This window comes from Psychroserpens sp. Hel_I_66 (assembly GCF_000799465.1).
Lineage (GTDB): Bacteria > Bacteroidota > Bacteroidia > Flavobacteriales > Flavobacteriaceae > Psychroserpens.
The window spans coordinates 1,104,280-1,126,609 of the sequence record NZ_JUGU01000001.1; the positions used below are offsets into that span (position 1 = coordinate 1,104,280).

The following is a 22,330-nucleotide window of genomic DNA, read 5'->3' on the forward strand; positions in this document are numbered from 1 at the left end:
ATTGAAATAGCATTATGAATTTCAGAAAATTAATTCCTCTCTATACTAATCCAGCTAATTTTGACTATCTGCATAAGTTTACTGTATTCACTCCCGTATACAACGCGGAAAGCACTATAGAACGCGTCCATCAATCTCTTCTAAATCAAAATTTTAAAGATTTTGAATGGCTTATAATTAATGATGGTTCTAAAGACAAATCTCACGAAGTTATATCAAAAATCATTGAGCATTCACCTCTTAAAATCAATTATGTTAATAACGCTAAAAATCAACATAAAATGGCATGCTTTCTTCAAGCTGTAAATTTCGCAAAGGGTGAATTTTTATTGACATTTGATGCAGATGATGAGTGTGTCCCAGAAGCTTTAGAAGTTTTTAATAATGAATATTTGTCAATTCCATCTTCAGAAAAATCTATAGTAAGTGCTGTGACTGGCTTGTGTATCGACCAAAATGGAAATCCAATAGGAAGCAAATTTCCAACCAATCCTTATTTTAGTAATACTTTCAAATCAACTGCGATTGATAAAATCACTGGAGAAAAATGGGGATTTACAAAAACAAACGTTCTTAAAGGAATTGTTTTTGAAGATGAATTTATACACAACGGTTTCATGAAAGAGGGCATTATCTGGAATTTGTTGGCAAAAGAAGGATTTAAAACAAAATACATCAATAAGACATTGAGAATATACCATTTAAATGTAGAAAACTCAATAAGTTCTGCATCAAAAAGGAATACCGCTTTAGGGTCTGTAATTCAAAATATCGTAAATTTCAATTGGTTCTTTAACAGCTACTTTTTTAAATCACCTATATTTTTTCTTAAAAACCTTTATTTTTTGCTGAAAAGTGCCACACATCTAGATTTTCAACTTAAAAACTACATTGATGCTATTGACTCATTTATAGTGAGATTTTTCTTAATCATATTATGGCCATTTAAAAGATTTTTTTAGAGATTAAGACCATTTATATAAATATTTAAAAATCGTTGTAATGCCCATTTTGATTGACCTTTCCAAAGAAATAAATAAAAGCATATTCATTTCATAGCTTAAAAGTACATTTAATAGACATTATTAATTTTAAGTTGATTAAATATCTATTTTTGTCATAGATTAATACCCAAATTGGATTTATATGTGTGGAATATACGGAACAACCCTAAAATATAGCGAACAACAAGTCAAAGACAAGTTAAAGCGAACAGCGTTTAGAGGTCCAGACAAGATGGGTTGGGAGTTTTACAAAACCGATAATCAGCAAATCACATTTGGTCATAATCGGTTGTCAATTATTGATTTAGATCCAAGATCAAACCAACCTTTTACATATTACGATCATGTTCATATTGTATTTAATGGAGAGGTTTACAATTTTAAGTCCATAAAAGAAACCCTTAAAAAAAGAGGTTATGAGTTTAAAACTACCAGTGATACTGAGGTCTTATGTGCAGCATATTTAGAATACGGGCAAGACTGTGTAGACCACTTTCAAGGAATGTTTGCTTTTGTGATTTATGATGAAAAAAAACAAGTCTTTTTTGGGGCAAGAGATCGTTTAGGGAAGAAACCTTTTTATTATTACCATAATGGTAAAGATTTTGAATTTGCAAGCCAGATTTCTTCAATCCAATTGCATATGGATGATCTTACAATTTCAGAAAAAGCGATTGCCTATTACTTAGCCTGGGGAAATGTTCCAGACCCACAATCTATATTTAACGAAGTAAAAAAACTTAAAGCTGGTCACAAATTTACATTTGACTTAAAGACTGGTGACTTTGAAACAAAAGCATATTGGGATATCGATTATAAAAATGAAAGACCATATAAAGGCAGTTATGAAGATGCAAAAAAAGAGTTCAATGGTATTTTAAAAGACGTTGTATCTGCACGCCTATTTGCAGATGTTCCGGTTGGTGTATTTCTTTCTGGTGGTGTGGATTCTTCTTTGGTTGCTTCCGTAGCATCTCAAACATCATCTACAAAAATCAAAACATTCTCAGTAAAATTCAATGAGAAGGGATTCGACGAAAGCAAATATGCACAAGAAGTAGCAGACCATTTACAGACCGATCATAATGTTATAGAATGTAATTATGATGAAGGTATAGACCTAATCAAAAATTTCTGTCACTATTATGATGAGCCATTTTCAGATTCTTCTGCTATTCCTTCAATGTTATTAGCAAAACACACTAGAAAACAAGTCACTGTTGCACTTTCTGGAGATGGAGGTGATGAAAGTTTTATTGGTTATCACCGCTACAATTGGGCAAAAAAAGGAAGTCTTATATACAAACTGCCATTATCCATTAGAAAATTTGGCGCCAATATTTTAGAGTATGCTCCGCATTATAAATTAAAGGTTATCTCAAAAGCACTTCGTTATAAAGATGAAAATGAAGTGTATCTAAGTGCGATGACTGGAGTGGATCGATCTTATGTCGATACACCTTATGATACTAGAGATATTGAGGACTTAAAATATTTAGTGCACGAGAATAAAAACTTTTATGAACGTATTTCAGATTTTGACACCAAAACATACCTCAATTACGATATTAATACAAAGGTAGATAGAGCTACGATGGCATTCTCTCTAGAAGCCCGTGCTCCCCTACTTGATCATCAAATAGTCGATTTTGCAAATTCCCTTCCTACGGAATATAAATTTCATAATGGTGTCATGAAACGTATCTTAAAAGATGTGCTTTATGAGTCTGTACCAAAACATATTTTTGATCGACCAAAAGCTGGGTTCACCATGCCTTTTGCACGTTGGTTCAAAGAGGATTTAAAGGATTATGTTTTAAGTGAATTAGATGACCAATCCTTAAAGTCTATTCCTTGTATAGACGTTGAGAAAGTTCAGTTTATGATAAAACAACATATGGATGGTAGCTGGAACAGGTATCCTCTTATTTGGAATCTTCTGGTTTTAAAACAATGGCTCAATAACAACGGGAAATCGTATTCGATAAAATAAGTGATGCCAAAATCTAAAATAGATGTTGTTTTCGTTTTACCATCCTTAGTTGCTGGAGGTGCAGAACGTGTGATGTCTTTGGTGGCAAAAAATCTAAACACAAAAGATTTTAAAACCACTTTAGTTGTTATAGGCTACGAGAGAGAAAAAGCCTATAATGTCGATGGACTGCATGTTATTTATCTCAACCAGCCTCGTGTTGTTAAGGGTATTCCGAAGTTATACAAATTCATATCTAAAAATAAGCCAGACGTAGTTGTGAGCTGTATGTCACATTTAAATACTGCTCTTGCCCTTATTTTATTGCGCTTTCCAAAAATTAAATTGATAAATCGCGAAGCCAATATTAAAAAAGTAACTGCGCTATATTATGGATCTCAAAAGTCTTTCTTCGGAAATGTGCTAAAAAAAATTGCAGATAAAAGAACCAATGCTATCATATGTCAATCTCAAGACATGGCAGATGAGCTTATTACAGAATTAAATGTCCCAAAATCCAAGGTTACGGTTATAAACAATCCAATATCTGATGCTTTTAAACTAGCTTCAAATAAAAAAAACGATGAAATAAAAAAATACATCACTGTTGGAAGACTACACGAAGAAAAAGGGCATTTAAGACTATTGAATGTGCTATCAAAACTAGAAACGCCATTTAAGTATCTTATTATTGGGACTGGCGAATGGGAAGACAACATTAAAAAGCACATAACTGAACTTGATCTTGAGGCACAAGTAGAATTTGTCGAGTATACAGATCAAATCCCACAATATTTAGAGTACAGCGATTTATTTTTACAAGGCTCCTATGCAGAGGGATTTCCTAATGCACTCTTAGAAAGCTGCGCCATTGGTACTGCTGTAATTGCATTTAATGCACCTGGTGGCACAAATGAAATTGTAGAACATGGTGTGAATGGCTATTTAGCAAAAAATGAAAAAGAATTTCTAGAGTATTTAAAAAAACTCAATGAAAACCCATTGGATTCTAAAAAAGTGAGCGACAGTGTTTTTACTAAATTTAAAAAAGATAAAATTGTTAAACAATTTGAAGATCTCATAAAACAAGTATTCCAAAAATAATGGAGAAAAAGAAACTTTGTGTATTAGCCATAAGCCTATCATCTGGAGGTGCAGAGCGAGTAATAAGCCTATTGCTCAAAAACCTAGTTCATGATTTTGATGTGACATTAATTTTGCTATCCAATAACATTTTCTTTAAAACTCCAAAAAATCTAAAAATCATATGTTTGGGAAAACCAGAAGTATTAGACACGACATCACCTTTCTCAAAATTAAAAAATATGGCACAATTTGTATTTAAATATCGTGCCATCGCTAAAAGTGAAAAGTTTGATGTGGTCATGTCCTTTTTAGCGCTTCCAAATATCATTAATGGAATGGTCACGACAAAATTAACACCAAAACCAAAAACAATAATTAGCGAGCGTTGTTTCCCTACTAAAATGTACGACAAAAACAATTTTGCAATGCGAGTTGCAAAAACATTTTATCCAAGATACTACAATAAAACAGATGTATTGTTTTCAAATTCTTTGCATATAAACAAGGATTTAAAAGATAACTTCGGAATAAAAATCCCAACAGAGTTAATATACAATCCAATAGAAATTGATGACCAAAAAACACACAAAGATTCATATAAATTAAATGAACAATTTAAGGTGATTAGTGTTGGAAGTCATACACCTGCAAAAAACCAGATTTTGCTATTAAAAGCTGTTAGGCATCTCAACTCAGGTTATAGTCTAACAATTCCTGGAGCGGGACCACTTACTGATGAATTAAATAATTTTGCAGAAAAAAATAATTTAGAAAATCAGCTCAATTTACCAGGCAGTGTGACTAATGTCAAAGATTATCTCTTACAGAATGATTGTTTTGTACTTTCATCAAATACAGAAGGTTTTCCCAATGTACTTTTAGAAGCCATGGCTGCTGGACTTCCTGTAATTTCAACAAATTGCCTATCTGGACCTTTGGAAATTCTTAACGATAATGAACCAGTTTCTATACCAAAAGGCGAATTTTACTTGGCCAAATATGGCATTTTAATAAATACTGAAGATGACCTTGCATTGTCAAAAGCTATATTATTTTTGCGTAACCATAAGGAAGATCGAAAAAAATACAGCGATCTAGGTTTTCAAAAAGCCCAAAACTTTAGTTTGCCCAAAATTTATGAGCAGGTAAAGCAGTTAATAAACAACCAAACCAATTAAGTATGTGCGGAATTAATGGCGTAATATTTAAGTCTGAACAAGATGAACATACCGTAAAAAAAACACTTACGGTTATGAATGATCTCATTATCCATCGAGGACCAGATGATGATGGTGCGTTTATTAAAACCACAAAAAACCATAGCGTTGGTATGGCGATGCGTAGACTGTCAATCATAGATTTAAGCTCTGGCCAACAACCTATGTTTTCCGAAGATAAAAATATTGCAATTGTTTTTAATGGTGAGATTTATAATTTTTTAAAGCTGAAACATCAACTCGAAAACAACGGTGTACAATTTAAAACAACTAGTGATACAGAAGTTATATTAAAACTTTACGAAGAAAAAGGAACGGAAGCTTTTAGGGATCTTGACGGGATGTTTGGTTTGAGTATTTATGATTTCAATAAAAATAAAGTTTTTATAGCTCGAGATTATTTTGGAGAAAAGCCCCTGTATTATACAACAACTAAGGGAGAGTTTTTTTGGGCTTCTGAACTAAAGTCAATAATTAATAGTCTCCCAGCAAAGCCAGTTATTAGTAAAACAGGACTTAATCTGTTTTTTAGATTAACTTATATCCCTGCTCCAAATACCATTTATGATGGTATATATAAATTAGAGCCAAATCATTTTATTAGTTATGATCTGGAAAATAACACAATAGAAATCGATAAAATCCATCCAGATAACACTATAGAAAAATCAAATCTTTCTTTTGATGAAGCAAAAAAAGAGGTCAATAAAAAAATTTTTGAAAGTGTTGAAAGTCGGTCCATTTCAGATGTGCCATTGGGAACATTTCTTTCGGGAGGCGTAGATTCTTCAGTGGTGACCTATTGTCTTGCAGAGATGACAGATGCTAAAATTGATACGTTTTCAATAGGCTTTGAGAAAAAATCTTTTGATGAAACCGATAAATCCCAAGTGGTTGCGAAAATGGTAAACAGTAACCACCATGAATTTATCGTAAGTGAAAATGACCTTAAAACACACACTAATGAGATTCTCTTAAACTTTGATGAACCTTTTGCCGATTCTTCTTCCCTCCCAACCTTTCTCGTTTCTGCAAAAACGAAACAACACGTCAAAGTGGCGTTGACTGGTGATGGCGGTGACGAAGTTTTTGGTGGCTATAATAAATATTATATTGGGAAACTCAACAATAAATACACCAATATTGTCCCAGAACGTGTTCACAGTAAAGTCAATACAATTTCTAAAAAATTACTGCAGCAAAAGGATGATAGTCGAGGTATTAAATACCGTCTCAATAAATTGATAAATGCTATAGATTATGGCAACAATTATTATTGGGATATTATTTCATTGGGATTGACTGAAGTTGATATTCAAACCCTTTTGGTAGAGGATTTTCAAGAGCAAAACATTTTTGATTATTACAAGAAAAAATCAGGGATTAGCAATCCTAAATCCTTAAACGATTTTAGAACTATTGACCGTCACATGAGCCTCGAAGGCGATATGTTGGTCAAAGTTGATAGAACAAGTATGCTCAATTCCCTAGAGTGCAGATCTCCGTTTTTAAATAGGGAATTGTTCAATTTCACCATGAGTTTACCTGAGGATTATCTATTAAAAAAATGGAGTAAAAAGCATATTTTAAAAGAAGCTTTTTCCGAAGCATTTCCAAAGGGATTTTTAGAAAAATCAAAACAAGGTTTTGGCGTACCTGTTGGAGATTGGTTGCGCGACGGTCTTAAAAAAGAGTTGATGAGCTATATAGAATTACCGCTGTTAAAGTCTCAGGGAATTTTTAATACTTCGGAAATTTTAAAACTAGTAAACAATCACATCGACGGAAAAGCAGATAATACCTTTAAGGTATGGTCATTTTTCTGTTTTCAAAAGTGGTACATTCACACGTATTTAAATTCTTAATTCCGAAAATCCAGCATTTGAAAAAATTAATTCGCATAACAACAGTTCCCTCCTCCTTGAGATCACTTTTAAAGGGACAGCATCGCTTTATGAGTGATTATTTTGAAGTTATTGGCGTTTCGGGAAAAGGTGATGCACTTGATGAAGTAAAACAAAACGAAGGCATTAGAACTCACGTTGTGGAAATGACACGTACGATTACACCTTTTAAAGATTTAAAAGCAACGTACCAATTGTATAAATTTTTTAAAAAGGAACGTCCCTTTATCGTACATACACATACACCAAAAGCTGGCACTGTTGGCATGCTAGCTGCAAAACTAGCTGGTGTGCCTCATAGATTGCACACCATAGCTGGATTACCATTATTGGAAGCATCGGGAAGTAAACGTAAATTATTGGATGTTGTTGAGAAGTTCACGTATAGTTGCGCAACATTTATTTTGCCCAATTCTCACGGACTAGAGAAAATAATCATAGATAACAACTATGCAAAACCGTCAAAACTTAAGGTTATTGGTAATGGTAGCTCAAACGGGATAGATACGAGCCATTATGATGCAACTTTAGTTTCCGAAGAAAAAAAAGAAGCCTTAAAAGAAGAATTACATATTAAAGAAAATGATATCGTTTTCATTTTTATTGGTCGTTTAGTGAAAGATAAAGGAATTAATGAATTGGTAGGCGCGTATAATAAACTCAGCAAAAAAAATCTAAACACCAAGCTCATTTTAGTAGGTTATAAAGAAAATAATCTTGACCCCCTTTTACCCGTAACTGAGACTATAATTACTGAAAACAAACAGATTTTAGCGGTAGGACTTCAAAAAGATATAAGGCCTTATGTGGCAATTTCCCACGCGTTGACTTTTGCAAGCTATAGAGAGGGATTTCCTAATGTTGTTCTGCAGGCTGGTTGTATGGGATTACCCTGTATCGTATCTAATATTAATGGTTGTAATGAAATTATTGAGCAAAACACCAATGGGCTTATAGTTCCTGTTAAAGATGAAAAAGCTCTTGTAAAGGCTATGGAGTTTATGATTAGTCATCCACAAAAACGTAAACAAATGGCTACTGTGGCGAGAGCACATATTGTTGAGCGTTTTGAGCAGCAATTTGTTTGGAACGAAATTTTAAAAACCTATAAAAGCTTAGAGCAATGAAATTATACAGCAATTTCTTCAAACGGATATTAGACTTTTTCGCTTCTGTAATTGGCTTTGTGCTGTTATTCCCTCTGTTTTTGGTTGTTTGGATCATACTATTAATCAAAAATAATGGAAGCGCATTTTTCTACCAAGAAAGACCGGGAAAAGACGAAAGTATTTTTAAGATTATAAAATTTAAGACCATGAATGATAAAAAAGACATTCATGGCGAGTTGCTGCCAGCACAGCAGCGATTGACAAAAACAGGTATTTTTATGCGGAAATATTCTTTAGATGAAATCCCTCAACTTCTCAATGTCATTAAGGGCGATATGAGTTTGATTGGGCCTCGACCTCTGTTAATAAAGTATCTGCCTCTATATAATGAAACAGAAAAACAGCGACACAATATTAGACCAGGAATTACGGGTTGGGCACAGGTAAATGGTAGAAATGCTATTGGTTGGGATCAAAAATTTGCTCTAGATGTTTGGTATGTAAAAAATCTATCTTTGTTATTAGATATAAAAATTCTATTTTTAACAGTATACAAAGTTTTTAAAAAAGACGGAATTTACACTACAAACGAAGACATTATGCCAGATTTTACAGGAACCAAACCGGATAATTAATGAAACTTAACATCTTATTTACTTGTTCAGGAAGGCGTAATTATCTCATAAATTATTTTAAGACTGCCATTAATAATAATGGTAAAATATTTGCTGCAGATATAAACTTATCTGCTCCATCAATGGTAGATGCAGATGTTGCTATTTTAGTGCCAAGTGTTTACAGTGAAAACTATATCGCTGAATTAAAAAACATTATAGAAGATCATAAAATTGATGCCATCATTTCGCTTAATGATTTAGAATTACCAATTTTATCAAAACATAAACAAGAATTAGAATCGCTTGGCACTAAAGTGATTATTTCAAGTGAGAAAGTGATTGATATATCTTTTGATAAAATAGAAACATTTAAATTTCTTAAAAGTATTGGTCTGGAAACACCACTTACATATACCACTTTAGAAGTTGTAAAAAACGCATTAACAATCAAAAAAATAGATTTCCCTTTAGTAGTTAAGCCTCGTTGGGGAAGCGGATCAATTGGTGTTGATTTTGTTGAATCTATTGAAGAATTAGAATTAGCTTTTAAGTTGCAACATCTAAAACTAAAGAAATCAATTTTAAACACCGTTAGCCTTAATGATGCTGATCATGCCATTTTAATACAAGAAAAAATTAATGGCAAAGAATATGGTATGGATGTTTTAAACGATTTTGAAAACAACTATTATGGATCTTTTGCGAGAGAGAAATATAGTATGCGTTGTGGAGAAACCGATAAAGCTATTTCAATTATTGACGATCGTTTTGAAAAAATAGGACAAAAGATAGCATCTAACTTAAAACATATGGGAACATTAGATTGTGATTTTTTTGTAACCAAAGACAAGATTTATGTTTTAGAACTTAACCCAAGATTTGGTGGCGGATATCCTTTTTCACATCAAGCAGGAATAAATACAGCTGCCATATATATTGAATGGCTTAAGGGAAATAATGATGTTGATCAATTCAATAATTATAAACCTAATAAGCTTTTCTCTAAATGTGATAACTTTATTCAAATAAATAACTTCAAAAAAAGCTAACATCTTATAATATAGAGTGTTTGAAGACTTAATTTTAAGAAAATATTATAGAAATTTAGTAAAATTGGTTTTTGATTTTCCTATATTTGAAATTCAAATTTTTTTGAAATTTCAAAAAAATTTTTGTCTTAAATAAAACTTGTTTTAAAGAAAATTAGATGTTTTTCGCTGTATTTTAGTCAAATAAAAAAAACCAACCAAACTAAATTATTTGTAATTCAATAAAGTTTTTAGATTTACAGATTGTTTTAAAATACTTATGATTGAAATAATTAAAACTAAAAAAAAATGGGATTCCTTTTTGGATGAAGTTGATTATTATGATTTTTATCATACTTATGATTATCATGAGCTTTCACTTAACAAAGATGAGGAGTGCATTTTAATGTTATATACTGAAAATGAATCAAAACTAGGACTTCCGTTTATAGTTAGAAATATTTCAAATAGTGAGTTTAAAGATATCACTTCTGTTTATGGTTACGCGGGACCAATATCAAAGAATGTTAATGAAAATTTCAATAATGAAAAATTTTCGAAATCACTATATGACTGTTTGACAGAGCTTAAAATTGTATCGGTATTTAGTAGGTTAAATCCGTTCATTCCTCATCAATATAATGTATTAAAAAATATTGGTCATATAGAAACAACTGGTAAAATTGTTAATATTGATTTAGATCAAGATTTAGATCTTCAAAGAAAGAATTACCAACGTAGAATTAAATCACAAATCAATAAGGCTAGACGATTATGTGATGTTAAAAAGTCTTCTTCTAAAGAAGAGATGCTGGAGTTCATTGATATTTATTATGAAAACATGGATCGGGTTGAAGCTAGAGAGTCTTACTATTTCAATAAAGAATATTTTTATAAATTCTTAGAAAGCAATAGTTTAAATACAGACTTTTTAATTGTAACTTTAAAAGAAACTGGAGAAATAATTGCTGGAGGTCTTTTTGTAAAAACAAATAATATTGTACAATATCATCTTTCTGGCACAAAAGAAGAACATCTAGATTTAACGCCCTTAAAATTGTTAATTGATGAAATGAGGATCATTTCTACAAATGAAAACTTCAATCATTTCAATCTTGGAGGAGGATATGGTAGCAAGGACGATTCTTTACTTAGATTTAAAATGTCATTCTCAAAAAAACTTACAGATTTTCAAGTATGGAGATATATAGTAAATCAGGATGTATATGACGAGTTTACAAATCTAAAAGGAACTGTTGCATCAGATTATTTTCCGAACTATAGAGATCCCAATTAAAAAAAAAATTAAGTCTTCTCCCTTCTCATAAAAATACCTGATATATTATTTACTTTTGAAAAAGATAAAAATCAATTATGGCAGGTCATTTAGTAATTTCATTAGACTTTGAGTTACATTGGGGAGTGTTTGACCATAAATCGGTTAGTGATTATTTCGAAAATCTCAAAAACGTGACTCTTGTAATTGAAAAATTATTAGAACTAAGTGATAACTATAATATTAAACTAACATTTTCTACCGTAGGATTTTTATTTGCAAAGGATAAAGACGAATTGCTTCATCATATTCCAAAGAAGAAACCGACATATACTTTAGAATCCTTGAACCCTTATAAAATAATTGACTCAATTGGCTACAATGAAGCTGATGATCCTTTCCATTATGCAAAATCTTTAATTCGGAAAATTGAAAATGATTGCAATCACGAAATTGGCACACATACCTTTTCTCATTTCTATTGTCACGCAGAAGGTCAAACTCCAGAGCAATTTGACCAAGATTTAAATGCAGCAATACATATTGCTAAACCATTACAAATCAATAGTATCGTTTTTCCGAAGAATCAAATAAATCCCAACGACGAATTTGATAAACCTTACCTAGATATTTGTAAAAAATATGGAATAACCAATTTTAGAGGAAAAGAAAAATCGTTTATCTATAATATACACAGTTCAAAAAAATATCGTAACCTATTTATTTTCAAAGCATTGAAACCTTTAGATGCTTATTTTAATATTACAGGCTATAACACTTATAATTTAAATGAAGTCAATAAGAATTACATAATATTTAATATTCCGTCAAGTCGGTTTTTAAGACCTTATAATTTAAAACTTAGATATTTTGAAAGTCTTAAATTGAGGAGAATCAAAAAGGCCATGACCCATGCAGCAAAAAACAATGAAGTTTATCATTTATGGTGGCATCCTCATAATTTTGGAACACACATTGAAGAAAATTTTAAAAATTTAGAAACTATTTTTGAAACATACCAATCACTAAATAAAACTTACAATTTCAAAAGTGAAACAATGACAGGGTTAACCAAGAAATTGACTTCTAATTAAATGAAAAAAATAGTTAGGATTACCACAATATCAGATTCTTTAAAGGATTTGCTCAAAGGTCAATTAGGTTATATTAATCAATATTATGACGTTATTGGTGTCTCAAGTGATGGAGAATCACTAGCTCAAACAAGAGAAAATGAAGGTATTAGAACAGAGGTCGTAGAAATGACGAGAACCATCTCCCCAATTCAAGATATTAAAGCTGTTTATAAATTATATAAATTTCTTCGGAAAGAAAAACCACACATCGTTCATACACATACCCCAAAAGCTGGTATTATTGGAATGTTAGCTGCTAAACTAGCGGGTGTTAAACATCGTTTTCATACCGTTGCAGGTATGCCTCTATTAGTCGCCACTGGAACTAAAAGAATAATTTTAAACCAAGTTGAAAAACTGACCTATAGTTGTGCGACCAAAGTATTTCCAAATTCCTTTGGTCTAAAAGAAATAATTTTGAATGAAGGTTTTACAACAGAAAAAAAACTTGCGGTCATTGGTAAAGGAAGCAGTAATGGGATTGATGTAGAGCATTTTAATAGTGATCTATTTACAAAGTCTGATTTGGAAACACTAAAAGCTCAATTAGAAATAACTAAAGAATTTATCTTTATTTACGTAGGTCGTTTAGTTTCAGACAAAGGGATTAACGAATTAGCAATAGCTTTTAATAATTTTTCAAAAAAATACAGTTCCAAATTAATACTTGTTGGTTGGCGTGAAACTGATTTAGATCCATTACATCCAACAACAGAAATGATATTGAAACAAAATAAAGACATCATACAAGTTGGTTATCAAAAAGATGTTAGGCCTTATTTTGCAATAGCCGATGTGCTGGTTTTTCCTAGTTATAGAGAAGGGTTTCCAAATGTTGTATTACAAGCTGGAGCAATGAATGTGCCTAGTATTGTTTCTAACATAAATGGTTGCAATGAAATCATAAAAGAGAATGAAAATGGATTAATTATTCCAGTAAAAGATACCAAAGCAATTGAGGGTGCGATGCAATACCTTATTGAAAATCCAGAAATCTATCAAACTATGCAAAACAAATCTAGAAAATTAATCGTGGAAAATTACAGACATAAATATGTTTGGGTCGAGTTATTGAAAGAGTACCAAAAGGTTAATTAAGCTGTTATATTACTAAGATTTCTGAATGAATAAACTAATTTTCACAATTACTATCATGTAAATATAAATTTATACTTGAATAGTCTATATATATTTACCTTTGGTATCTATAAAATTGAAAAATATCATGAAAGATTTTATTAAGAAATATGAGGTTTGGATATTTCTAATTCTTGGTCCAACAATTAATGTTTTTTTTGTGAATGCACGTATTAATGGACTAATGCCTAGTTATATATATAACACGGGGCGATTTTGCGTACTTCTACTATTATTAATTATAATTTTAAAAATAACTAGAGGCAATGTGGGCATTATAAACCTGTTTAAGCCCATGTCAAAATGGAAAATCCATCCCAAATGGTATATTCTATGTTTATTTTTGGGACCTATAGTCGCCATTGCTGTTTTGTTTCTAAAGAGCATGTATTATGGTGTAGAATATTCTACGTTTATGCAAGTAAGAATGACAACCTTTAGAGGATTTGTTGCTTTATTACTCTGGGCTTTTTTAGGAGAGGTTGTTTGGGTAAGCTACTGCATACGCGAGTTATCAAAAATTACAAAACCATTTTACGCAGGACAGATTGTTGCGTTCTTTTGGACGCTTTGGTTTATTCCAATTGTTCTTCTTGGTGAGGGCGTATTTCCTGAAATTCCTATTTTATCATTGCTAATATACGTAATGGGAACTGCAGGTATGTGTGCATTGATTTATGGCAAAACGAAAAGTGGTCTATGTGTCTTACTTTTACAATACATGCTAAATTTAACTCTAGCATCATTCCCAATTACTCCTACTAATGGAGGCGCACCTACTTTCACAGCCTTTGCTATACTTTATCTTTTAATCATGTTGAGTTTTGTTTACTTTATAAAACCGAATAAAAATTTTATAAATAATAATTAAAAAATGAATTTAATTTGAGTTATTATGAGTAATAATCTAATGTTAAATATTATTAAAAAAATTGCCAGAACAACTGGAGATATTCTTGTATACTTACTACCCAAGAAAGCAAATAAACTATCAGAAAATAGAATAACATTAATACATAGGAATAAGAAAAACTTAACCATTACAGAGAGACTAATGCGTTATGCCTTAGTGCAAAAACTTGAAAAGATAGAAGACCACAATACTATTGCAGAAAAGAACCGTGAATTTTGGATCAATAATACAGCAACGGAATTATTTACTGAAACCGAAGATACTTTTAAAACAGATTTTTTGCCACACTGCTCATTTATCTTCGAAATCCTTAAAAATGAATTACAAAAAGAAAAAAATGAGTTCGATACTTTGGTAGAGATTGGAACCGGTAATGGTGATGTACTTAAATACCTGAATGATGAGTTTCCTAAAATCGAAAAATTTGTTGGTATTGATCTTAGTCAAAATCAAATTGATTTAAATCGTAAAAAATTTGAAAAAGAAAAAAAATTAGAATTTGTAGCTGCAGATGCAGTACAATGGGTGAAATCAAACGGAAAAAGTAATACAATCTTTGTTTCCTCGAGAGGTGTTTTAGAGTATTTTTTAGAGAAAGATTTACAGGATTTTTTAATTGAAATCAATCAATTGAGTAACGCCTTTTTTGTGGCAATAGAACCTAATAGCTCAGATCACGATTTTAATACCCATAAACAAACTATGCTTTATGGAAATGAACCGTCATTTTCTCACAACTATCCTTTACTTTTTAAAAATGCTGGATTTAAAATATGGCATTTCTCTCAACAACCTTGGTTTAATGGAGGTAATATGCAAACCTTTTTAGGCGCTAAGAGCTAGATTATCAATCTGTTTTAAACTGATGCCTTTTTAATATCTCAAATTGAATTATTGATTTAAAACCTTTCCGAGAATAAAATTTTATTTTCAATTATTAGATTATAATTTATCGTTAATATAGATTTAAAAGTTCTAATTTAAAACAAAAACGATAGTATATTGCATTAAATTTGTAATGACAAATCAATCATATATTGTGAGTCTGATTTTTGATTGTTAATCCTAAAAAAATGCCATATAACTAATTTTTTTTCTGGGATAACAATTTAGCTCTATGTTTATTATACTTAAAATAAAAGCCCTAAAAATCCCTCATTATTAGATTATTAACATAAAATAAAAGATTTATAGTTTAAAGCTTTTATATATTGTAATGAATATAAATCGTTACAAAAAGAGTATATTTAATATCAACTAATTTGAGCAATGGAGAAACCTAACTCTACATATTTATTTTTTGAGCGTTCAGCTAATTTATATCCAAATGAGTGTTGCTTAATATTTGGTGATTCTCAATTATCTTACAGCCAATTAGAGGATAAAGTTTTGGAGGCTCATCACGCTATTGTAAAGTTCGCAAAAGATGAAAATATAATAGGTTTACCAACTACAAGAGGTGTTAATCAAATAGTTTTCATGCTCGCCATTTTAAAAGCTGGCAAATCATATCTCCCAATCGATTTTAAATACCCAAAAAATCGGATTGAAAAAATCATAAACAATTCTAAACTCAATTTCTGTTTCACTACAGATGATGAAGCTGTTTTTATTTCTGAAACAGGCCTCAAAACACTACCCAATCCAAACCCAGAAAACGCACCTAGCTTAAAAGTACAGGATAAAATGTCTGAAAATGCTGCTTACATCTTGTACACTTCAGGCTCCACTGGAGAACCAAAAGGTGTTTGTATGGGTCAAGAAGCTGTAGTAAATCTTATTAATTGGCAGAATAAAAATTCCGAAGCTCAAAAAGGATCTCGCACATTACAATTTGCACCATTGAGTTTTGACGTATCATTTCAAGAAATCATGGCAACGCTCAGTATTGGCGGTACACTTGTTCTAATCAATGAAGAGCAAAGGTTAGATATGTTTGAGCTCTTAAAATTGATAGAAAAGAAAAATGTCAACAGACTATTTCTCCCTTTTGTTGCATTGCAAGCATTAGCAGAAACTGCTGTGAGCATCAATCTTTTTCCGAAGAGCTTAAAAGAAATCATGACTGCTGGTGAGCAATTAAAAATCACCACACAATTGCGGACCTTCTTTTCAGAATTAGACGATTGCAAACTTTTTAACCAATATGGTCCAACAGAATGCCATGTAGTTACCGAGTTAAAACTAGAAGGCAATCCCGAAAATTGGTCAGCATTACCAACTATTGGAAAGCCTATTGATAATACTAAAATTTACATACTCGACAAAAATCAAAATGTAGTTTCTAATGGCGAAACTGGAGAACTTTGTATTACTGGTGCATGTTTGGGAGAAGGTTATTTAGGTAATGATGCGCTAACAAAAGAAAAATTTTCGGTACTAAAATTATCAGATAACGAAGAACTAAGAATTTATCGCACTGGTGACATCGCTCGCTATTTACCTAACGGAAATATTGAATTTCTAGGTCGTGAGGATGAACAAGTAAAAATTAGCGGTCATAGAATTGAACTCGGTGAAGTTGAAATTGCACTCAATAAATTACCAAATATACAGCAAGCAGTTGTTGTAGCGAGCACACACTTATCAGATCAAGCACAACTTATTGCCTATTTACAATCAACAAATCCATCACAGGATATTCCAGATTTCAAACAGCAGGTCAGCAAAGTACTTCCTGAATATATGTTGCCAACACATTATATTTGGATGACGGATTTCCCTAAAACATCAAGCGGAAAAATCAACAAAAAAGCATTACCACTTCCAGAATATACAAGACCTAGTAATGCACCTTTATACAAAAAGCCAATTTCAGAAATTGAAAAAAATATAGCAAAAATTTGGTCTGAGCTTTTAAGGATACCAAAAATTGGAGTTTCAGATAATTTCTTTGAAATGGGTGGTACTTCACTCCTAGCTCAAAAAACTGTTTCTGCGCTACGACTAAATTTTAAGTATGAAATTCCAATCATAAAGTTATATCAACATCCTACAATTTCAGAATTATCTAATTATTTAGAACCTAATAAAGAAATAGAATTTAAAGCAACAAGGACAAAAAATAAAAATAATTCATCATCCGATGTCGCCATTATTGGCATGGCAGGACGATTTCCTGGTGCAAATACAATTCAAGAACTTTGGGAAGTATTGAGAGATGGTAAAGAAACCATTTCCTTTTTTACTCCTGAAGAATTGGATGCTACAATTTCAGAATCACTTCGGAAAGATCCACTTTACGTCGCAGCTAGAGGCATTGTGCCAGAAGCCAAAACATTTGATTCAGCCTTTTTTGGTCTTAATCCAAAGATTGCAGAAGCAATGGATCCTCAGCAACGTTTATTTTTAGAAATCGCCTGGGAAGTGTTGGAACAATCAGGGCATTTACCATCACATTACGATGGCAGTATTGGCGTTTTTGCTGGTACAGGAACAAATACATATTATGTCAATAATATCCTGCCAAATGAAAAAGTGTTGAACCGTATTGGACGATTCCAATCCAACACACTTAACGAAAAAGACTATATATCATCGCGTACAGCGTATCATTTAAACTTAAAAGGACCTGCGGTTAGTGTGCATTCTGCGTGCTCCACTTCCCTACTCGCTATTGCTGAAGCTGCAGATGCCATTAGGCTTGGACACTGTGATGTCGCTTTGGCTGGTGGTTCTAGCATCACAACTCCTATTTTTAGCGGTCACTTATACCAAGAAGGATCAATGATGAGCCCAGATGGTCACTGTCGCTCATTTGACGAAAATGGAAAAGGAACCGTATTTAGTGATGGAGCTGGTGTGATTCTTCTCAAAAATTTAGAGCAAGCTAAAGCCGATGGCGATACTATTTACGCTCTCGTCAAAGGAGTTGGCATCAATAATGATGGTGGTAATAAAGGAAGTTTCACAGCGCCAAGTGCCGAAGGTCAAGCAGGATCAATTGCAAATGCTTTGATTGATGCCAATATTGATGCTTCGGAAATTAGCTACATCGAAACCCACGGAACAGCAACACCAGTTGGTGATCCAATAGAAATAGAAGGTCTTAAAATGGCCTTCGGAAAACAACAACAAAATGGCTTTTGCGCCATTGGTTCCATAAAAAGTAATATGGGACATCTTACAGCAGCAGCTGGAGTGGCTGGTGTTATTAAAACCATTTTATCTTTAAAACATCGTCAACTTGTACCTTCTTTAGGATTTGACAAACCAAATCCATCGATAGATTTTGAGAATAGTCCGTTTTTCGTAAATAATACTTTAAAATCTTGGGATGCTGAAAGTCCGCGAAAAGCAGGTATCAGCTCTTTTGGTGTTGGTGGTACAAACGTTCATGTGATTTTAGAAGAATATGAAAACAAACAAAAACCTTCAGATGAAGGAAGACCTTTACAATTATTAACCTGGTCTGCTAAATCTGAGCATAGTTTAACTGGTTATCAATCTGCCTTAGGTGATTTTTTAAATAATACTTCGGGAGTTTCACTTTCTGACGTAGCTTATAGTTTAACTCAAACACGAGAACCATTTGCACATAGACGTTTTATTATAGCAGATAGTACTGTACAGGCTAAAGATATTTTAAATTCCGAAGATAATAAAGACATAAAATCAAGCACCTTAAATGTAGTCCCGAGTGAGTTGGCATTTTTATTTCCTGGTCAAGGAGCGCAATATCTCAATATGGGAAAAGCGCTATATTCCGAAGAAAAAGTTTTTAAAGATGCTGTTGATGAATGTGCAAACCTATTATCATTAAATTTTGATTTAGACATTTTAAATGTTGTTTACCCAGAGCAAAACTCTGATGAAGCAGAAGCAAAATTAAAAGATACAAAATACACACAACCAGCACTATTTGTCATTGAATATGCGCTCGCGCAACTCTGGATGAGTTGGGGAATAAAACCTACTTTGCTTTGTGGGCATAGTGTTGGAGAATTTGTTGCAGCCCATTTATCTGGCATATTTTCATTGAAAGATGCATTACACCTGATAACGATAAGAGGTAAATTGGTAAGCGAATTGCCTGGCGGAAGTATGCTTTCGGTTCGTTCAACACATAAGGCTATTGAACATTTAATTCCAGATACGCTTTCAGTAGCTGCTATAAATTCAGATAGTTTAATAGTTATTTCTGGTGAAGATGAACAAGTTGAGACATTTTCAAAAGTTTTAGACACAGAAAACATTGCAAACAAACTGTTGTTGACAAGTCATGCGTTTCATTCAACAATGATGGATCCCGTACTTGATATTTTTGAGGCAGAAGTTAAAAAGTTAAAGCTCAATTTACCTAGAATACCAATGGTATCAACGGTTACTGGAGATTGGATTACAGATGCAGAAGCAACAAGTGCAACATATTGGACCAATCACTTGAGAGCTACTGTGAATTTTTCTGGAGCGATGGACACAGTCTTAAATTTGGAAGATCCAATTTTGTTAGAAGTTGGTCCAGGACGTGCTTTGACAACTTTATCAATGCAGAAAAAAGGTTTAAAGTCTTTAGCGTCAATTTCAAGTTTATCATTTCCGAAGGAAAACGAAACTGCTTATCACACTGTTTTGACAGCGTTAGGAGATTTATGGCTTAAAGCCATTGACATTAACTGGAAACATTTTTACAGTGATCAATCGCGACAAAAACTATGGTTACCATCTTATGTTTTTGATCGTAAAACTTGTTGGATAGAGCCGATAGCTTTAAAACCAACAACTATAAATTATAACAATACAATAGAAAACACAGTCACTCAACCTATAGAAACTGTACAATATAACACTACTAAGTTTATGAGAAAACCCATAATTCTTAACAAAATATCTGAGCTTATTGAAGATAACTCTGGTATTGAAATCGAGTCAAGTGACTTTAACGTCAGCTTTTTGGAACTCGGTCTTGACTCTTTGGTGCTTACACAAATGGCAATTAACTTAAAAAATGAATTTAATACGCCAATCAGTTTTAGGCAACTAAATGACGAATTTGGTTCGCCAGAATTACTGGCAGAGCATTTGGATAAGGTGTTACCAAAAGAGGTTTATGCTCCTGCTGTTGCTAATCCTGTTCAAGAAAACACAAACAATGTAAACTCATTTGAGAGTGTTTCACAAAACTTTAATGCACCAAATAATAATAATAATAATAATAATAATAATAATAATACAGCTTTAAGTTTGATAGCTCAACAAATACAATTGTTGGGCAAGCAAATAGAATTGCTTCAAGGGAACAATAGTCAACATGTACCGGTTTCTCACATTCAAGAACCAAAACCTGTAATGATGACTCCTCCAAATGATTCTTCTACAGAAATTCTTTCCGAAGAAGAAAAAATAGAACATAAAAAACCATTTGGAGCGACGCCAAGAATAGAAAGACTATCTGCGGAACTTAATAGCGAACAAAAAACGTTTTTAGATAATCTTATTTCAACGTATAACAAAAAAACAGCTGGTAGCAAGGCATATACCCAAAAGCATCGTCATCATATGTCAGATCCGCGAGTCGTTTCAGGATTTAAGCCTTTAACAAAAGAATTGGTCTACCCTATTGTTGTTGATAAGTCGTCTGGTAGCAGACTTTGGGATATTGATGGTAATGAATATTTGGACGTTTTAAATAGTTTTGGTGCCTGTTTATTTGGTCATCAACCAGATTTTATAAAAAAAGCCATCCATGATCAAGTAGAACTTGGTTTTGAGGTTGGGCCTCAACATCCTTTAGCTGGTGAGGTTTGTGAATTACTTTGTGAATTTACAAATCAAGATCGAGCAGCCTTGTGTAACACAGGATCTGAAGCTGTTTTAGGTGCAATGCGTATTGCAAGAACAGTCACCGGACGATCACTTATCGTCGCATTCACAACCTCTTATCATGGTATTAATGATGAAGTTCTTGTAAGAGGATCAAAAAAATTAAAATCATTTCCTGCAGCATCAGGTATTTTACCAGAAGCGGTTCAAAATATGTTAATCTTAGATTATGGAACAGATGAAAGTCTCGCTATCATAAAAGAACGTGCTCATGAAATTGCAGCGGTACTTGTTGAACCTATCCAGAGTCGCAGAGCGGACTTTAGACCAATAGAATTTTTAAAAGAAGTCAAGAAAATAACAACAGCATCACAATCTGTTCTTATTTTTGATGAGATTATTACCGGTTTTAGAATGCATCCTGGTGGCGCACAAGCATTATTTGGGGTAAAAGCAGATTTGGCAACCTATGGAAAAGTAATTGGTGGAGGGATTTCGATTGGTGCAATCACAGGTAGTAAGCGATGTATGGATGCGCTAGATGGAGGATTTTGGCAATATGGAGATGACTCATTCCCAGAAGCAGGAGTTACTTATTTTGCGGGAACTTTTGTACGTCATCCATTAGCATTAGCAACCTGTAAAGCATCACTTTTACATATGAAAAAAGAAGGTGTGCAACTTCAAGCTAGCATTGCTGCTAAAACAGAGCGTTTTGCTACGGAAGTCAACACGCATCTAAAATCAAATGGAATTCCTATTGAAATTGTATTTTATCGTTCGCTTTGGAAATTGAAAATGTTAGAAGATTTACCTTATGCAGAATTATTTTTTGTTTTAATGCGGAAAAAAGGAATTCACGTTTGGGATGGTTTTCCATGCTATTTTACAACAGCCTACACTGAAGATGATGTGCAGCGTTTAATTGATACCTCAATTGAATGTATTGAAGAATTAGTCGCTGTAGGAATCATTAAAACTGATCCTCATAAACACCATCTGCCATCAAATAATGGGCAAAGTAAAAACTTTACAAAAGAATTAAACCAACCTCCAGTAAAAGGTGCGCGCTTGGGTATGGACAAGTCTGGTAATCCTGCTTGGTTTGTAGCTGATAAAGATAAAGTTGGTGAATATATTCAAATAGATTTGTAGTTAATCAATAATAA

14 protein-coding genes are annotated in these 22,330 nt (G+C 32.5%); all 14 read left to right on the forward strand.

Going from position 1 to position 22,330, the window contains the following annotated elements:
- Positions 1–14 precede the first annotated feature (14 nt).
- The 14 genes from GQ40_RS05000 to GQ40_RS05065 all read left to right on the forward strand — a co-directional run bounded on the left by GQ40_RS05000 (position 15) and on the right by GQ40_RS05065 (position 22,316).
- Positions 15–962 (forward strand): glycosyltransferase family 2 protein, encoded by a 948-nt coding sequence (locus tag GQ40_RS05000; RefSeq protein WP_047546300.1) that lies wholly within the window; start codon positions 15–17, stop codon positions 960–962.
- A 184-nt stretch (positions 963–1,146) separates the two neighbouring features.
- A complete protein-coding gene (gene asnB / locus GQ40_RS05005; RefSeq protein WP_047546302.1) occupies positions 1,147–2,997 on the forward strand; it encodes an asparagine synthase (glutamine-hydrolyzing) in 1,851 nt (616 codons plus the stop codon).
- A 3-nt stretch (positions 2,998–3,000) separates the two neighbouring features.
- Entirely contained in the window at positions 3,001–4,080 is a 1,080-nt protein-coding gene (locus GQ40_RS05010; protein WP_047546304.1) for a glycosyltransferase, read from the forward strand.
- The gene (locus GQ40_RS05015) at positions 4,080–5,240 is read left to right on the forward strand and encodes a glycosyltransferase (protein ID WP_052184154.1); all 1,161 of its coding nucleotides are present in this window, start codon (positions 4,080–4,082) and stop codon (positions 5,238–5,240) included. The genes GQ40_RS05010 and GQ40_RS05015 overlap by 1 nt, the downstream gene beginning before the upstream one ends.
- Positions 5,241–5,242: 2 nt before the next feature.
- On the forward strand, positions 5,243–7,144 hold the full coding sequence (asnB, locus tag GQ40_RS05020; RefSeq protein WP_047546307.1) for an asparagine synthase (glutamine-hydrolyzing): 1,902 nt from the start codon (positions 5,243–5,245) through the stop codon (positions 7,142–7,144).
- Between the two features lie 17 nt (positions 7,145–7,161).
- Entirely contained in the window at positions 7,162–8,310 is a 1,149-nt protein-coding gene (locus GQ40_RS05025; protein ID WP_047551500.1) for a glycosyltransferase family 4 protein, read from the forward strand.
- Positions 8,307–8,927, forward strand: a complete 621-nt coding sequence (locus GQ40_RS05030) for a sugar transferase (RefSeq protein ID WP_047546308.1) — start codon at positions 8,307–8,309, stop codon at positions 8,925–8,927. Before GQ40_RS05025 ends, GQ40_RS05030 begins: the two co-directional genes overlap by 4 nt.
- On the forward strand, positions 8,927–9,958 hold the full coding sequence (locus GQ40_RS05035) for an ATP-grasp domain-containing protein (protein ID WP_047546309.1): 1,032 nt from the start codon (positions 8,927–8,929) through the stop codon (positions 9,956–9,958). Before GQ40_RS05030 ends, GQ40_RS05035 begins: the two co-directional genes overlap by 1 nt.
- 259 nt (positions 9,959–10,217) lie before the next feature.
- Positions 10,218–11,234, forward strand: a complete 1,017-nt coding sequence (locus GQ40_RS05040; protein ID WP_047546310.1) for a peptidoglycan bridge formation glycyltransferase FemA/FemB family protein — start codon at positions 10,218–10,220, stop codon at positions 11,232–11,234.
- Positions 11,235–11,311: 77 nt separating this feature from the next.
- Positions 11,312–12,307 carry a polysaccharide deacetylase family protein gene (locus GQ40_RS05045; RefSeq protein WP_047546311.1) on the forward strand — a complete coding sequence of 332 codons (996 nt, stop codon included), beginning with the start codon at positions 11,312–11,314 and terminating at the stop codon, positions 12,305–12,307.
- On the forward strand, positions 12,308–13,447 hold the full coding sequence (locus GQ40_RS05050) for a glycosyltransferase family 4 protein (protein ID WP_047546312.1): 1,140 nt from the start codon (positions 12,308–12,310) through the stop codon (positions 13,445–13,447).
- Between the two features lie 334 nt (positions 13,448–13,781).
- A complete protein-coding gene (locus tag GQ40_RS05055) occupies positions 13,782–14,357 on the forward strand; it encodes a hypothetical protein (RefSeq protein WP_156115515.1) in 576 nt (191 codons plus the stop codon).
- Positions 14,358–14,381: 24 nt separating this feature from the next.
- Positions 14,382–15,242, forward strand: coding sequence for a methyltransferase domain-containing protein (locus GQ40_RS05060; protein WP_081990174.1), 861 nt, complete (start codon positions 14,382–14,384; stop codon positions 15,240–15,242).
- Positions 15,243–15,668: 426 nt separating this feature from the next.
- On the forward strand, positions 15,669–22,316 hold the full coding sequence (locus tag GQ40_RS05065; RefSeq protein WP_047546319.1) for a type I polyketide synthase: 6,648 nt from the start codon (positions 15,669–15,671) through the stop codon (positions 22,314–22,316).
- Positions 22,317–22,330 lie beyond the last annotated feature (14 nt).

Coding starts and splice junctions, on each gene's coding strand:
- GQ40_RS05000 (WP_047546300.1), top strand. CDS start 15: ATGAATTTCAGAAAATTAATTCCTCTCTATACTAATCCAGCTAATTTT.
- asnB (WP_047546302.1), top strand. CDS start 1,147: ATGTGTGGAATATACGGAACAACCCTAAAATATAGCGAACAACAAGTC.
- GQ40_RS05010 (WP_047546304.1), top strand. CDS start 3,001: ATGCCAAAATCTAAAATAGATGTTGTTTTCGTTTTACCATCCTTAGTT.
- GQ40_RS05015 (WP_052184154.1), top strand. CDS start 4,080: ATGGAGAAAAAGAAACTTTGTGTATTAGCCATAAGCCTATCATCTGGA.
- asnB (WP_047546307.1), top strand. CDS start 5,243: ATGTGCGGAATTAATGGCGTAATATTTAAGTCTGAACAAGATGAACAT.
- GQ40_RS05030 (WP_047546308.1), top strand. CDS start 8,307: ATGAAATTATACAGCAATTTCTTCAAACGGATATTAGACTTTTTCGCT.
- GQ40_RS05035 (WP_047546309.1), top strand. CDS start 8,927: ATGAAACTTAACATCTTATTTACTTGTTCAGGAAGGCGTAATTATCTC.
- GQ40_RS05040 (WP_047546310.1), top strand. CDS start 10,218: ATGATTGAAATAATTAAAACTAAAAAAAAATGGGATTCCTTTTTGGAT.
- GQ40_RS05045 (WP_047546311.1), top strand. CDS start 11,312: ATGGCAGGTCATTTAGTAATTTCATTAGACTTTGAGTTACATTGGGGA.
- GQ40_RS05050 (WP_047546312.1), top strand. CDS start 12,308: ATGAAAAAAATAGTTAGGATTACCACAATATCAGATTCTTTAAAGGAT.
- GQ40_RS05055 (WP_156115515.1), top strand. CDS start 13,782: ATGTCAAAATGGAAAATCCATCCCAAATGGTATATTCTATGTTTATTT.
- GQ40_RS05060 (WP_081990174.1), top strand. CDS start 14,382: ATGAGTAATAATCTAATGTTAAATATTATTAAAAAAATTGCCAGAACA.
- GQ40_RS05065 (WP_047546319.1), top strand. CDS start 15,669: ATGGAGAAACCTAACTCTACATATTTATTTTTTGAGCGTTCAGCTAAT.